This window comes from Streptomyces sp. NBC_01471 (assembly GCF_041438865.1).
Lineage (GTDB): Bacteria > Actinomycetota > Actinomycetes > Streptomycetales > Streptomycetaceae > Streptomyces.
On record NZ_CP109450.1, the window covers coordinates 3,008,077 to 3,021,120 of the forward strand.

Genomic DNA, 13,044 nt, shown 5'->3' on the forward strand with positions numbered 1-13,044 from the left:
TGTGCCTTCCGCATCGAACCGGATCTGTCTGCTCAACAGTACGGCCGCGGCGCCCTGGGGACACCGCGGCCGTGCGTACACGTACTGCTCGTCAGACCTTGTCGGCCTGCAGGGCCTCCATGGCCCTCTTGGTCACCTCGGTGACCTTGCCGAGCGCGGAGATCGTCGACACCAGGCCCTGGGCCTTGTAGTGGTCGATGATCGGCTCGGTCTGCGTGTGGTAGACCTCCAGCCGGGTGCGCACCGTCGCCTCGGTGTCGTCACCGCGCTGGTAGAGCTCGCCGCCGCAGACGTCGCAGACGCCCTCGTGCTTCGGCCGGCTGTACTCGACGTGGAACACGTGACTCGAATCGTTGCGGCAGATGCGCCGCCCGGCGATCCGCTTCACGACCTCGTCCTCGGGGACCTCGAGGTCCAGCACCGCGTCCAGCTTCCGTCCCTCGGCGCTCAGCCACTCGTCGAGTGCCTGGGCCTGGGTGACATTGCGCGGGAAACCGTCGAGGAGGAAACCACCCTCGGCGTCGGGCTGGGACATCCGCTCCTGCGCCATCCCGATGGTGACCTCGTCCGGGACCAGCTCGCCGGCGTCCATCAGCGCCTTGGCCTGCTTGCCCAGCTCCGTGCCCTCACTGATGTTGGCACGGAAGAGGTCGCCCGTGGAGATGTGCGGGATCACCAGGTCCTTGGCAAGGTACGCGGCCTGCGTTCCCTTGCCCGCCCCGGGCGGTCCGACGAGGACGATACGCATCAGCGGAGGAACCCTTCGTAATTACGCTGCTGGAGCTGGCTCTCGATCTGCTTCACGGTCTCCAGACCCACACCCACGATGATGAGGATGCTCGTCCCGCCGAACGGGAAGTTCTGGTTCGCGCCGAAGCCCACCAACGCCATCGTTGGGACAAGAGCGATCACACCCAGATACAGCGACCCCGGCCAGGTGATCCGGTTGAGCACGTAGCTCAGGTACTCAGCGGTCGGTCGGCCAGCCCGGATGCCCGGGATGAAGCCACCATACTTCTTCATGTTGTCGGCGACTTCCTCGGGGTTGAACGAGATCGCCACATAGAAGAAGGCGAAGAACACGATCAACAGGAAGTACGTGACGATGTAAGCCGGGTGGTCACCCTTGACCAGGTTGTCCTTGACCCAGGTCGCCCAGCCGGCGGTCGAACCGCTGAACTGCACGATGAGGCCAGGGATGTAGAGCAGCGACGAAGCGAAGATGACCGGGATCACACCGGCCTGGTTCACCTTGAGCGGGATGTACGTCGACGTGCCCCCGTAGGACTTCCGGCCGATCATGCGCTTCGCGTACTGGACCGGGATGCGGCGCTGGGCCTGCTCCACGAAGACGACGAGGCCGACCATGGCCAGGCCCACCAGGATCACCGCACCGAACTCGATCCAGCCGCCCGCCAGCTTGCCCTGCTGCTTGACGGCCCACAGGGCGCCGGGGAAGCCGGCCGCGATGGAGACGAACATCAGGATCGACATGCCGTTGCCGATGCCGCGGTCGGTGACGAGCTCGCCGAGCCACATGACCACGCAGGTACCGGCGACCATGCAGATCACCATGGTCACGGTGGTGAAGATCGACTGGTCGGGCACGATCTGGTTGGCCACGGGGCAGCTGCCGAACAGCGCGCCGGTCCGGGCGGTCGCCACCAGACCGGTGCCCTGGAGGACGGCGAGCGCCACGGTCAGATAACGCGTGTACTGCGTGACCTTCGCCTGACCGGACTGCCCTTCCTTCTTCAGCGCTTCGAGCCGCGGGATCACCACGGTCAGCAGCTGCAGGATGATGCTCGCCGTGATGTACGGCATGATGCCGAGCGCGAAGATGGTGATCTGCAACAGTGCGCCACCACTGAACATGTTGACCAGACCGAAGAGACCCTGGTTGGTCTTCGTCTGGTCAAGACACTGCTGGACGTTCGAGTAGCTGACCCCGGGGATCGGGATGTGCGTTCCGAGCCGGTAGATCACGATGATGGCGAGTGTGAACAGCAGCTTCTTGCGCAGGTCGGGCGTCTTGAACGCTCGGGCGAACGCGGTGAGCACGGTGCCTCCTGCGACCCCCGCGCGTCTGCGTAGAGGTGACGGTCTTGAGAATTCGACGATGGACGGTACGTGTAACGGTCAATAACCCCGCGCGGATACACCACGCCGAGCGCAGACAGTGCAGCGCCACCATACCGGCGACTCTGCCCCCCTAGGAACGACCAACCGGGGATGCCCTTTCAAAAAGGCATCCCCGGTTGGGTGTTCAGGTCATCGAGTCGTCTCAGACGAGCTCGGTGACGGTGCCGCCCGCGGCGGCAATCTTCTCCTTGGCGGAGCCGGAAACGGCGTCAACCGAAACCGTCAGCGCCACCGAGATCTCGCCCTGGCCCAGGACCTTGACGAGGCTGTTCTTGCGTACCGCGCCCTTGGCGACCAGGTCGGCCACCGTGACGTCCCCACCCTGCGGGTAGAGCTCACCGAGCTTGTCCAGGTTGACAACCTGGAACTCGGTGCGGAACGGGTTCTTGAAGCCCTTCAGCTTCGGGAGGCGCATGTGGAGGGGCATCTGCCCGCCCTCGAAGCGCTCCGGAACCTGGTAACGGGCCTTGGTGCCCTTGGTACCACGACCGGCGGTCTTACCCTTGGACGCCTCACCACGACCCACACGGGTCTTGGCGGTCTTGGCGCCCGGGGCGGGCCGGAGGTTGTGGACCTTCAGCGGGTTGTTCTCCGCCATGTCAGTCGACCTCCTCAACCGTCACGAGGTGGCGGACGGTGTTAGCCATTCCGCGGAACTCGGGGCGGTCCTCCTTGACAACCACGTCGTGCAGGCGCTTGAGCCCGAGCGAACGCAGGGTGTCGCGGTGGTTCTGCTTGCTGCCGATGTACGACTTCGTCTGCGTGATCTTGAGGCGAGCCATTACGCACCCGCTCCCGCACGCGCACGGAGCAGAGCCGCGGGGGCGACGTCCTCGAGGGGCAGACCGCGGCGAGCCGCGATCTCCTCGGGACGCTGCAGGCCCTGGAGGGCCGCCACGGTCGCGTGCACGATGTTGATCGCGTTGTCGGAGCCGAGCGACTTCGACAGGATGTCGTGGACGCCGGCGCACTCCAGAACGGCGCGCACCGGGCCACCGGCGATAACACCGGTACCGGGGGAAGCAGGCTTGAGCAGAACGACGCCCGCAGCCTTCTCGCCCGTGATCGGGTGAGGGATGGTGCCCTGGATACGCGGGACCTTGAAGAAGCTCTTCTTGGCCTCTTCGACGCCCTTGGCGATGGCCGCGGGAACTTCCTTGGCCTTGCCGTATCCGACACCTACGGTGCCGTCACCGTCTCCGACCACGACGAGCGCGGTGAAGCTGAAGCGACGACCACCCTTGACAACCTTGGCAACGCGGTTGATCGCGACTACGCGCTCAACGTAAGCGGTCTTCTCGGCGGCAGCGCCACCGTCGCGACCCTTCCGGTCCCGCCGCTCGCCGCCACCGGCACCGCTTCCGCGGCGCTGGGGTCCAGCCATTGGATTTACCTCTCTCTGTTACGTCCGTTAGTCCCGGAACCGGGGCTTAGAACTTCAGCCCGGCTTCGCGGGCGGCGTCAGCCAGAGCGGCAATGCGCCCGGCGTACCTGTTGCCACCACGGTCGAACACGACAGCCTCGACACCCGCGGCCTTGGCGCGCTCGGCGACGAGCGCGCCGACCTGCTGGGCCTGGGCGCTCTTGTCGCCCTCGCCACCGCGGATCGAGGTGTCCAGGGTCGACGCCGAAGCGAGCGTGTGGCCCGCGATGTCGTCGATGACCTGCGCAACGATGTTGCGGTTGGAGCGCGTCACGACCAGGCGCGGACGCTCCGGCGTGCCGGAGACGTGCTTGCGGACACGGACGTGGCGGCGCTTGATGGCAGCGCGCTTGTACGCGTCACCCTTGGCGATCTTTACACCGTATGCCATGGCTTACTTACCCGCCTTTCCGACCTTGCGGCGGATAACCTCGCCGGCGTACTTGACGCCCTTGGCCTTGTACGGGTCGGGCTTCCGCAGCTTGCGGATGTTAGCGGCGACCTCGCCGACCTTCTGCTTGTCGATGCCCTCGACGCTGAGCTTCGTGGGCGACTCGACCTTGAAGGTGATGCCCTCAGGGGCCTCAACGACGATCGGGTGGCTGTAACCCAGGGCGAACTCCAGGTTGGAGCCCTTCGCCTGGACGCGGTAACCGACACCGCTGATTTCGAGCGCCTTGGTGTATCCCGTGGTCACGCCGGTGATCATGTTCGCCACCAGCGTGCGGGACAGGCCGTGAAGGGCCTTGTTCTGACGCTCGTCGTTAGGACGGACGACGTTGAGCACGCCGTCCTCGCCCTTGGTGACCTCGATCGGCGACGCGACGGTGTGCGAGAGGGACCCCTTGGGGCCCTTCACCGCGACCGTGCGGCCATCGATGGTGACGTCCACACCGGCGGGAACCTGGATGGGGAGCTTGCCGATTCGCGACATGAGCTTTTCCTCCGTTCCCGACTACCAGACGTAGGCGAGGACTTCCCCACCTACGCCCTTCTTGCTGGCCTGCTGGCCGGTCAGGAGACCGTGGGACGTGGAGATGATCGCCACGCCCAGGCCGCCGAGAACCTTCGGCAGATTGGTGGACTTCGCGTAAACACGCAGACCCGGCTTCGAGATCCGCTTGATGCCGGCGATCGAGCGCTCGCGGTTCGGGCCGAACTTCAGCTCGAGAACGAGGTTCTTGCCGACCTCGGCGTCCTCGGTCTTCCAGCCGGTGATGAATCCCTCCTGCTGGAGGATCTCCGCGATGTGCGACTTGATCTTGCTGTGCGGCATCACGACGGAGTCGTGGTACGCCGAGTTTGCGTTACGCAGACGCGTGAGCATGTCTGCGATGGGATCAGTCATGGTCATGAATTGGCCTTCGGCCTCTCTCGCCGGGGTTTCCTGTATGCGCCATCCCTCTCCCCGCTCAGTGGCGGGACGGGTGCGGTGCGGGGACCTACGGCGTAGTAAGCGTTTTGTCAGCGGGCTTCGCCCGCGGGCGGTCGGGCGGCAGAGGCCCAACCCCGCAAGCCTACGGCATACGGAGGAGGGCTTCTGCCGACCTGATGCTTACCGAGAGCCTCGGATAATTCCCGGAAAGGGAATTACCAGGAGCTCTTGGTCACGCCCGGCAGCTCGCCGCGGTGGGCCATCTCACGAAGGCACACACGGCACAGGCCGAACTTGCGGTAGACGGAGTGGGGCCGGCCGCAGCGCTGGCAGCGGGTGTACCCGCGGACGCCGAACTTCGGCTTGCGGGCGGCCTTAGCGATCAGGGACTTCTTCGCCACGGTCAGTTCTCCTTGAACGGGAAGCCGAGGTGACGAAGGAGGGCACGACCCTCGTCGTCATTGGTCGCCGTGGTGACCACGGTGATGTCCATGCCCCGGACCCGGTCGATCTTGTCCTGGTCGATCTCGTGGAACATGACCTGCTCCGTGAGACCGAAGGTGTAGTTGCCACGGCCGTCGAACTGCTTCGGCGACAGGCCACGGAAGTCACGGATACGCGGAAGCGCGAGCGACAGCGTACGGTCCAGGAACTCCCACATCCGGTCACCGCGGAGGGTGACGTGGCAGCCGATCGGCTGCCCCTCGCGCAGCTTGAACTGCGCGATCGACTTGCGGGCCTTGGTGACGGCCGGCTTCTGACCGGTGATCGTGGTGAGGTCCTTGATGGCACCGTCGATCAGCTTGGAGTCGCGGGCGGCGTCGCCCACACCCATGTTGACCACGATCTTGACGAGACCGGGGATCTGCATGACGTTCTCGTAGGAGAACTCCTCACGCAGCTTGCCGGCGATTTCCTCGCGGTAGCGCGTCTTGAGACGCGGCGCAGTGGTGGCAGTCATCAGATGTCCTCACCGGTCCGCTTGGCAACGCGGATCTTGTTGCCCTCGTCGTCAAAGCGGTAGCCGACGCGGGTGACGACCTTCTTGCCGTCCTTCTCCACGACCAGCTGAACGTTGCTGACGTGAACAGGGGCTTCGGTCGTCACGATGCCACCGGTCTGCGAACCACGAGCGGTCTGGCCGGCCTTGGTGTGCTTCTTGACCCGGTTGACACCCTCGACGAGGACACGGTTCTGCGTGGGGTAGGCAACGATGACCTTGCCCTGCTTGCCGCGGTCCTTACCGGTGATGACCTGAACCAGGTCGCCCTTCTTGATCTTCATGCTTACAGCACCTCCGGCGCGAGCGAGATGATCTTCATGAACTTCTTCTCGCGCAGCTCACGGCCCACCGGGCCGAAGATACGGGTGCCGCGGGGGTCGCCGTCGTTCTTGAGAATGACGGCGGCGTTCTCGTCGAAGCGGATGTACGAGCCGTCCTGACGACGACGCTCCTTGACGGTGCGAACGATGACCGCCTTGACGACGTCACCCTTCTTCACGTTGCCACCGGGGATCGCGTCCTTGACGGTGGCGACGATTACGTCACCGATACCCGCGTAGCGGCGACCCGAGCCACCGAGAACACGAATGGTGAGAATTTCCTTCGCACCCGTGTTGTCGGCGACACGAAGTCGCGACTCCTGCTGGATCACGTCTGTCTCCTGATCGTCTGCCGGTTCCCGGCGGGGACTTCCGCAAGTGCCTTGCGAAGGTCCCCACCGAGCCTGGCGGAACTGACCTGAGCGATGAGCTCAGGGATTCTTACTTGGCCTTCTCGAGGATCTCGACGATGCGCCAGCGCTTCGTCGCCGAGAGCGGCCGCGTCTCCATGATGACGACGCGGTCGCCGATACCGGCGGCGTTGGACTCGTCGTGCGCCTTGAGCTTGTTCGTACGGCGGATGACCTTGCCGTACAGCGCGTGCTTGACGCGGTCCTCGACAGCGACGACGACGGTCTTGTCCATCTTGTCGCTGACGACGAGACCCTCACGGGTCTTGCGGAAACCGCGCTGCTCAGTCGTCTCAGTCACATTCTTCTCGCTCATCAGGCGCTCTCCACCGTCTCGATGCCCAGCTCGCGCTCACGCATCAGGGTGTAGATCCGGGCGATGTCCTTACGGACGGACTTGAGCCGACCGTGGTTCTCGAGCTGTCCGGTCGCCGCCTGGAAGCGGAGGTTGAACAGCTCTTCCTTGGCCTCACGCAGCTTGGCGACGAGGTCCTCGTCGTTCAGCTCACGCAGCTCGGTCGCCTTGGTACCGGCCGCCATCACGACTCACCTGCCTCGCGCCGCACGATGCGGCACTTCATCGGAAGCTTGTGGGCGGCGCGGGTCAGCGCCTCCTTAGCGACCTTCTCGTTCGGGTAGGACAGCTCGAACATCACCCGGCCGGGCTTGACGTTCGCGATCCACCACTCCGGGGAGCCCTTACCGGAACCCATGCGGGTCTCAGCGGGCTTCTTGGTGAGGGGACGGTCCGGGTAGATGTTGATCCAGACCTTGCCGCCACGCTTGATGTGGCGGGTCATCGCGATACGAGCAGCCTCGATCTGGCGGTTCGTCACGTACGCCGGCGTCAGAGCCTGGATGCCGTACTCACCGAATGCGACCTCAGTGCCACCCTTCGCCATACCACTGCGCTTGGGGTGGTGCTGCTTGCGGTGCTTGACCCTACGAGGGATCAGCATGTCGGTCAGGCCTCCGTTCCAGTGCTCTCAGCCGGAGCAGCGGCGGCGGGAGCGTCGGCCTTGGGGGCCTCGGCTGCCGGCGCGGACTGCTGCGGCTTGCGGCCGCGGCCGCCACGCTCGCCGCCACGGCCACCACGGCCGCCGGCTGCCGGACGGTCACTGCCGCCACCACGGGCCGGGCGGTTACCCGCACGGGCCGCGGCGTTCTCGGCACGGACCTCGGCGATGTTCTTGACATTGCCCTTGTAGATCCAGACCTTCACGCCGATGCGGCCGAAGGTCGTCTTGGCCTCGAAGAAGCCGTAGTCCACGTTCGCGCGGAGCGTGTGCAGCGGCACACGGCCCTCGCGGTAGAACTCCGAACGGGACATCTCGGCGCCGCCGAGACGGCCACCGCACTGGATCTTGATGCCCTTGGCGCCGGCCTTCATCGTCGACTGCATGCTCTTACGCATGGCGCGACGGAAGGAGACACGCGAGGAGAGCTGCTCGGCGACGGCCTGGGCCACCAGCTGAGCGTCCACCTCGGGGTTCTTGACCTCAAGGATGTTGAGCTGGACCTGCTTGCCGGTCAGCTTCTCCAGCTCGCCGCGGATGCGGTCGGCCTCGGCGCCGCGGCGGCCGATGACGATGCCCGGACGAGCGGTGTGGATGTCGACGCGGACGCGGTCGCGGGTGCGCTCGATCTCAACCTTCGAGATGCCGGCGCGCTCCATGCCCTTCGTCATCATGCGACGAATGGCGACGTCTTCCTTGACGTAGTCCTTGTACAGCTTGTCGGCGTACCAACGGGACTTGAAGTCCGTGGTAATGCCGAGTCGGAACCCGTGCGGGTTAACCTTCTGGCCCATTACCGGGTTCCTTCCTTGCTGCTGACGACCACGGTGATGTGGCTGGTCCGCTTGCGGATCCGGTAGGCACGGCCCTGGGCGCGCGGACGGAACCGCTTCAGGGTCGGGCCCTCGTCGACGTACGCCTCGGAGATGACGAGGCTGCCGGCGTCGGTGTGGTCGTAGTTGTGTGCAGCGTTGGCGATGGCGCTGTCAAGCACCTTGCCAACCGGCACGCTCGCGGCCTGCGGGGCGAAACGCAGGACCGCCTGAGCCTCCGTGGCATCCATGCCACGGATAAGGTCCACCACGCGGCGGGCCTTCATGGGCGTGACGCGGATGTACCGCGCCTGGGCCCTGGCTTCCATGGTTGTCCCTTCGGTGTCGTTCATAGTCTTCGCACCCCGCCTTAGCGGCGCTTCGACTTGCGGTCGTCCTTGACGTGGCCGCGGAAGGTGCGGGTCGGCGCAAACTCGCCGAGCTTGTGGCCGACCATCGACTCGGTGACGAACACCGGGACGTGGATCTTGCCGTTGTGCACCGCGATGGTGTGTCCCAGCATGTCCGGGATGATCATCGAGCGCCGGGACCAGGTCTTGATGACGTTCTTGGTGCCTGCTTCGTTCTGTACGTCCACCTTCTTGACAAGGTGTCCGTCGACGAAAGGCCCCTTCTTGAGACTGCGCGGCATCTAAACCCGCTCCTAGCGCTTCTTGTTCGTCTTGCGGCGGCGGACGATGTACTTGCTCGAAGCCTTCTTCGGCGAGCGAGTACGACCCTCCTTCTGACCCCACGGGCTGACCGGGTGACGACCACCGGAGGTCTTGCCCTCACCACCACCGTGCGGGTGGTCGACCGGGTTCATCGCGACACCGCGGACGGACGGGCGGACGCCCTTCCAGCGCATACGGCCGGCCTTGCCCCAGTTGATGTTCGACTGCTCGGCATTGCCGACCTCGCCGATGGTGGCGCGGCAGCGGATGTCGACCAGGCGGACCTCGCCCGACGGCATACGAAGGTGCGCCATGGCGCCTTCCTTCGCGAGCAGCTGGACCGAAGCACCCGCGGAACGGGCGATCTTCGCTCCGCCACCGGGACGCATCTCGATGGCGTGGATGGTCGTACCGACCGGGATGTTGCGCAGCGGCAGGTTGTTGCCCGGCTTGATGTCGGCACCTGCGCCGTTCTCCACCCGGTCGCCCTGGCCCAGCTTGGCCGGGGCAAGGATGTAGCGCTTCTCGCCGTCCGCGTAGTGCAGGAGCGCGATGCGCGCGGTGCGGTTCGGGTCGTACTCGATGTGCGCGACCTTGGCCGGCACGCCGTCCTTGTCGTGACGACGGAAGTCGATCACACGGAAGGCGCGCTTGTGTCCGCCACCCTGGTGGCGAACGGTGATCCGGCCGGTGTTGTTACGGCCGCCCTTGCTGTGCAGAGGGCGAACCAGCGACTTCTCCGGCGTGGACCGCGTGATCTCGACAAAGTCGGCGACGCTGGAGCCACGACGGCCCGGGGTCGTCGGCTTGTACTTGCGGATACCCATTTCTCAGTCCTCGTCCGATTCCGGACGACTCGGACTCCGTTAGGAGACCGGGCCGCCGAAGATGTCGATACGGTCGCCCTCGGCAAGGGTCACAATGGCGCGCTTGGTGTCAGCGCGCTTCCCGAACCCGGTGCGGGTGCGCTTGCGCTTGCCCTGGCGGTTGATCGTGTTGACTCCGGTGACCTTGACCGAGAAGACCGCTTCCACGGCCTGCTTGATCTGGGTCTTGTTGGAGCCCGGCGCGACGATGAACGTGTACTTGTTCTCGTCGAGCAGCGCGTAGCTCTTCTCGGAAACAACCGGCTTGACGAGGACGTCGCGCGGGTCCGTGAAGGTCTTGCTGGTAACGGTCGCCTCAGCCATCAGACGTCGCTCCCTTCGGTCTCAGTGGTGGCCTTGGGGCCAGACACGAAGGACTCGAAGGCGGCCTTGGTGAAGACCACGTCATCGGATACGAGCACGTCGTACGTGTTCAGCTGGCCCGGCTCCAGGAGGTGCACCTGGGGCAGGTTGCGGGCGGAGAGCCACGCGGCCTCGTCCGAACGCTCGGCGACCAGGAGCACGTGCTTGCGCTCGCTGACCTTGCCCAGCAGGGACTTCGCGGCCTTCGTGGAGGCAGCGCCCTCGACCACGCCGGAGACGACGTGGACGCGAGCGTTCTGCGCCCGGTCGGTGAGGGCACCGCGCAGGGCGGCGACCTTCATCTTCTTCGGGGTGCGCTGCGAGTAGTCACGCGGCTGCGGGCCGTGGACGACGCCACCGCCGGCGAACTGCGGCGCACGGGTCGAACCCTGGCGCGCGCGGCCGGTGCCCTTCTGGCGGTAAGGCTTCTTACCGCCACCGCGGACTTCGCCGCGACGCTTGGTCTTGTGCGTGCCCTGACGGGCCGCGGCCAGCTGCGCGACAACGACCTGGTGGATCAGCGGAATGCTGATCTTGGCGTCGAAGATCTCCGAGGGGAGTTCGACGGTCCCGGCCTTGTCGCCTGCCGGCGAAAGGATGTCAATGGTGCTCATCGGTTCCTCAAGCCCCCTTGGCCGCGGTACGGACCAGGACGAGGCCGCCGTTCGGACCGGGGACCGCGCCCTTGATGAGCAGCAGACCCTTCTCCGCGTCAACGGCGTGGACGGTCAGGTTCTGGGTGGTGACCCGCTCGTTGCCCATGCGGCCCGCCATGCGCATGCCCTTGAAGACACGGCCCGGGGTGGCACAGCCACCGATGGAGCCAGGCTTACGGTGCACGCGGTGGGCACCGTGGGAAGCCTTGCCACCCTTGAAGTTGTGGCGCTTCATGACACCGGCGAAGCCCTTGCCCTTGCTCTTGCCCGTGACATCAACCTTGATGCCGGACTCGAACACCTGGGCGGTGATCTCCTGGCCCAGCGTGTACTCGCTGGCGTCAGGGGTGCGGAGCTCCACCAGGTGGCGGCGCGGAGTCACGTCGGCCTTGGCGAAGTGACCCTTGAGGGGCTTGTTCACCTTGCGAGGGTCGATCTCGCCGAAGGCGATCTGGACCGACTCGTAGCCGTCGATGTCGTTCGTACGGACCTGCGTCACGACGCACGGCCCAGCCTTGACGACGGTCACCGGGACAACCCGGTTGTTCTCGTCCCAGACCTGGGTCATGCCGAGCTTCTCGCCCAGGACGCCCTTGATGTTCTTAGTCATCTCGCGCGTCACCTCAGAGCTTGATCTCGATGTCGACGCCCGCCGGCAGGTCGAGGCGCATGAGCGAGTCAACCGTCTTCGGCGTGGGGTCGAGAATGTCGATGAGGCGCTTGTGCGTGCGCATCTCGAAGTGCTCGCGCGAGTCCTTGTACTTGTGCGGCGACTTGATGACGCAGTACACGTTCTTCTCAGTGGGCAGCGGCACCGGGCCTGCGACCGACGCACCAGTTCGCGTCACCGTCTCGACGATCTTCTTTGCCGAAGAGTCGATGACCTCGTGGTCGTAGGCCTTGAGCCGGATGCGGATCTTCTGTCCCGCCATGGCTACTCAGTAGTCCTGTCTCTCGTAACGCTCTGGGACCCGGCAGGTCCTGCATCCGCCTCCGACCCACGCGGTCGGGCGTGTCGCATTCCCTCTACGAAGATCTCCCGAAGGATTTCCCAACCAAGGGGTGCGGGCCAGTGACCGCGAGCCGGGGGCGAACACCCACCGGGCGCCTGGTCGGCACCCCGCTGACGCTTCCCGGAAGATTCCCGTACGTCCGCCTCAGCGCCGCCTTACGGCAGTTGGGGCGACGAGTACTGTGGGACTTGCTTCCAGTCCTCCCGACGGGAGGCGCGCAGCATCGGCACTCAACCGAGCAACCCCGATAGTCTGCCATACGGGTCACCACGGACGCCAATCGCGGCCGGAGACTGTACCCCAGCACTCCCCCGGCCGGACGCGGGCCACCGGCGAGCCGATCGGGACGGTCCTGCGGGGCCCCGCAGCCGCTCACTCAGAGTGACAGTGTTCCGGCGATGGCGTCGACGATCTGCTCCAGCGGTTCGTCGAGTACCGGTTCGGTCCATGAGACGTGCAGGGTGAGCAGCCCGTCGGTGTCCGGCGGGCGCACACCGTAGGTGAGTGCGCGGATCACCGGACGGGCACCGAAGCGCCACCTGCGTTCGCCGGCCATGTTCTCCCGGATACGGACAGCCTCACCGAGGGGCAGCCGCACCTCGGTGACGTCCGGCTCACCGAAGTCACCGGCCCGCATGATCCCGGCCAGCCACCCGAGGGTGAGTTCCGGGACGGTGTCGTCCGGGAAGATCGCGTCGATCTCCAGGATGGCGGCCACCTCGTGGTGACCGCTGATGTACCAGCCGAAGGCGCCCAGCGGTGTCCGGGTACGGCTGTCGGCGGCGGCACGCTGGAGGTCCCGCGCCAGGCGCCCGGTGTCGCCCGGCTTGCCGTCGCGCTTGAAGCGCTCGACGAGGTTCCGGGCCTCGTGCTCGGCCCAGTAGCCGAGGTCCATGCTGTCGGTGACCGGGAACGGCACCCAGTCCTCCGAGCACTCCAGGTGGACATTTGTCAGATCGCTCGGCATCTGT

Annotated in this window: 24 protein-coding genes; all 24 read right to left on the bottom strand. The window is 65.7% G+C overall.

Features of this window, described 5'->3' with window-relative positions; translation table 11 throughout:
- Window positions 1-91: 91 nt before the first annotated feature.
- The 24 genes from OG285_RS12945 to OG285_RS13060 all read right to left on the bottom strand — a co-directional run bounded on the left by OG285_RS12945 (window position 92) and on the right by OG285_RS13060 (window position 13,040).
- A complete protein-coding gene (locus OG285_RS12945; protein ID WP_356828826.1) occupies window positions 92-748 on the bottom strand; it encodes an adenylate kinase in 657 nt (218 codons plus the stop codon).
- Window positions 748-2,061 carry a preprotein translocase subunit SecY gene (gene secY / locus OG285_RS12950; RefSeq protein ID WP_356828828.1) on the bottom strand — a complete coding sequence of 438 codons (1,314 nt, stop codon included), beginning with the start codon at window positions 2,059-2,061 and terminating at the stop codon, window positions 748-750. The genes OG285_RS12945 and secY overlap by 1 nt, the downstream gene beginning before the upstream one ends.
- Window positions 2,062-2,284: 223 nt before the next feature.
- A complete protein-coding gene (gene rplO, locus OG285_RS12955) occupies window positions 2,285-2,740 on the bottom strand; it encodes a 50S ribosomal protein L15 (protein WP_164264456.1) in 456 nt (151 codons plus the stop codon).
- Between the two features lies 1 nt (window position 2,741).
- Complete coding sequence (gene rpmD, locus OG285_RS12960; RefSeq protein ID WP_024491595.1) at window positions 2,742-2,924, bottom strand: 50S ribosomal protein L30; 183 nt, start codon at window positions 2,922-2,924, stop codon at window positions 2,742-2,744.
- On the bottom strand, window positions 2,924-3,526 hold the full coding sequence (rpsE, locus tag OG285_RS12965) for a 30S ribosomal protein S5 (RefSeq protein ID WP_164264455.1): 603 nt from the start codon (window positions 3,524-3,526) through the stop codon (window positions 2,924-2,926). Before rpsE ends, rpmD begins: the two co-directional genes overlap by 1 nt.
- Window positions 3,527-3,572: 46 nt before the next feature.
- Window positions 3,573-3,956, bottom strand: a complete 384-nt coding sequence (gene rplR / locus OG285_RS12970) for a 50S ribosomal protein L18 (protein WP_164264454.1) — start codon at window positions 3,954-3,956, stop codon at window positions 3,573-3,575.
- A 3-nt stretch (window positions 3,957-3,959) separates the two neighbouring features.
- A complete protein-coding gene (gene rplF / locus OG285_RS12975) occupies window positions 3,960-4,499 on the bottom strand; it encodes a 50S ribosomal protein L6 (RefSeq protein ID WP_164264453.1) in 540 nt (179 codons plus the stop codon).
- Between the two features lie 21 nt (window positions 4,500-4,520).
- Window positions 4,521-4,919 carry a 30S ribosomal protein S8 gene (gene rpsH, locus OG285_RS12980; RefSeq protein WP_164264452.1) on the bottom strand — a complete coding sequence of 133 codons (399 nt, stop codon included), beginning with the start codon at window positions 4,917-4,919 and terminating at the stop codon, window positions 4,521-4,523.
- Between the two features lie 236 nt (window positions 4,920-5,155).
- A complete protein-coding gene (locus tag OG285_RS12985) occupies window positions 5,156-5,341 on the bottom strand; it encodes a type Z 30S ribosomal protein S14 (protein WP_024491590.1) in 186 nt (61 codons plus the stop codon).
- A 2-nt stretch (window positions 5,342-5,343) separates the two neighbouring features.
- A complete protein-coding gene (gene rplE / locus OG285_RS12990; protein WP_164264451.1) occupies window positions 5,344-5,901 on the bottom strand; it encodes a 50S ribosomal protein L5 in 558 nt (185 codons plus the stop codon).
- A complete protein-coding gene (rplX, locus tag OG285_RS12995; RefSeq protein ID WP_164264450.1) occupies window positions 5,901-6,224 on the bottom strand; it encodes a 50S ribosomal protein L24 in 324 nt (107 codons plus the stop codon). Before rplX ends, rplE begins: the two co-directional genes overlap by 1 nt.
- Window positions 6,225-6,226: 2 nt before the next feature.
- Entirely contained in the window at window positions 6,227-6,595 is a 369-nt protein-coding gene (rplN, locus tag OG285_RS13000; RefSeq protein ID WP_003966950.1) for a 50S ribosomal protein L14, read from the bottom strand.
- A 109-nt stretch (window positions 6,596-6,704) separates the two neighbouring features.
- Window positions 6,705-6,989: a 30S ribosomal protein S17 gene (gene rpsQ / locus OG285_RS13005; protein ID WP_356828832.1), complete on the bottom strand. Its 285-nt coding sequence runs from the start codon at window positions 6,987-6,989 to the stop codon at window positions 6,705-6,707.
- Window positions 6,989-7,213, bottom strand: coding sequence for a 50S ribosomal protein L29 (gene rpmC / locus OG285_RS13010; RefSeq protein ID WP_028812369.1), 225 nt, complete (start codon window positions 7,211-7,213; stop codon window positions 6,989-6,991). The genes rpsQ and rpmC overlap by 1 nt, the downstream gene beginning before the upstream one ends.
- Window positions 7,213-7,632: a 50S ribosomal protein L16 gene (gene rplP, locus OG285_RS13015; RefSeq protein ID WP_164264448.1), complete on the bottom strand. Its 420-nt coding sequence runs from the start codon at window positions 7,630-7,632 to the stop codon at window positions 7,213-7,215. The genes rpmC and rplP overlap by 1 nt, the downstream gene beginning before the upstream one ends.
- A gap of 5 nt (window positions 7,633-7,637) precedes the next feature.
- The gene (rpsC, locus tag OG285_RS13020; protein WP_266854264.1) at window positions 7,638-8,483 is read right to left on the bottom strand and encodes a 30S ribosomal protein S3; all 846 of its coding nucleotides are present in this window, start codon (window positions 8,481-8,483) and stop codon (window positions 7,638-7,640) included.
- Window positions 8,483-8,830, bottom strand: coding sequence for a 50S ribosomal protein L22 (gene rplV / locus OG285_RS13025; protein ID WP_006604878.1), 348 nt, complete (start codon window positions 8,828-8,830; stop codon window positions 8,483-8,485). Before rplV ends, rpsC begins: the two co-directional genes overlap by 1 nt.
- A gap of 41 nt (window positions 8,831-8,871) precedes the next feature.
- Window positions 8,872-9,153 carry a 30S ribosomal protein S19 gene (gene rpsS / locus OG285_RS13030; protein WP_164264446.1) on the bottom strand — a complete coding sequence of 94 codons (282 nt, stop codon included), beginning with the start codon at window positions 9,151-9,153 and terminating at the stop codon, window positions 8,872-8,874.
- Window positions 9,154-9,165: 12 nt separating this feature from the next.
- Window positions 9,166-10,002, bottom strand: a complete 837-nt coding sequence (rplB, locus tag OG285_RS13035; protein ID WP_164264445.1) for a 50S ribosomal protein L2 — start codon at window positions 10,000-10,002, stop codon at window positions 9,166-9,168.
- Window positions 10,003-10,041: 39 nt separating this feature from the next.
- On the bottom strand, window positions 10,042-10,365 hold the full coding sequence (gene rplW / locus OG285_RS13040) for a 50S ribosomal protein L23 (RefSeq protein ID WP_327295858.1): 324 nt from the start codon (window positions 10,363-10,365) through the stop codon (window positions 10,042-10,044).
- On the bottom strand, window positions 10,365-11,018 hold the full coding sequence (gene rplD, locus OG285_RS13045; protein WP_164264443.1) for a 50S ribosomal protein L4: 654 nt from the start codon (window positions 11,016-11,018) through the stop codon (window positions 10,365-10,367). The genes rplW and rplD overlap by 1 nt, the downstream gene beginning before the upstream one ends.
- Before the next feature lie 7 nt (window positions 11,019-11,025).
- On the bottom strand, window positions 11,026-11,670 hold the full coding sequence (gene rplC, locus OG285_RS13050; RefSeq protein WP_250299280.1) for a 50S ribosomal protein L3: 645 nt from the start codon (window positions 11,668-11,670) through the stop codon (window positions 11,026-11,028).
- A 13-nt stretch (window positions 11,671-11,683) separates the two neighbouring features.
- On the bottom strand, window positions 11,684-11,992 hold the full coding sequence (gene rpsJ, locus OG285_RS13055) for a 30S ribosomal protein S10 (protein ID WP_003948644.1): 309 nt from the start codon (window positions 11,990-11,992) through the stop codon (window positions 11,684-11,686).
- A gap of 457 nt (window positions 11,993-12,449) precedes the next feature.
- Window positions 12,450-13,040 (bottom strand): hypothetical protein, encoded by a 591-nt coding sequence (locus tag OG285_RS13060; RefSeq protein WP_371791025.1) that lies wholly within the window; start codon window positions 13,038-13,040, stop codon window positions 12,450-12,452.
- Between the last annotated feature and the right edge of the window lie 4 nt (window positions 13,041-13,044).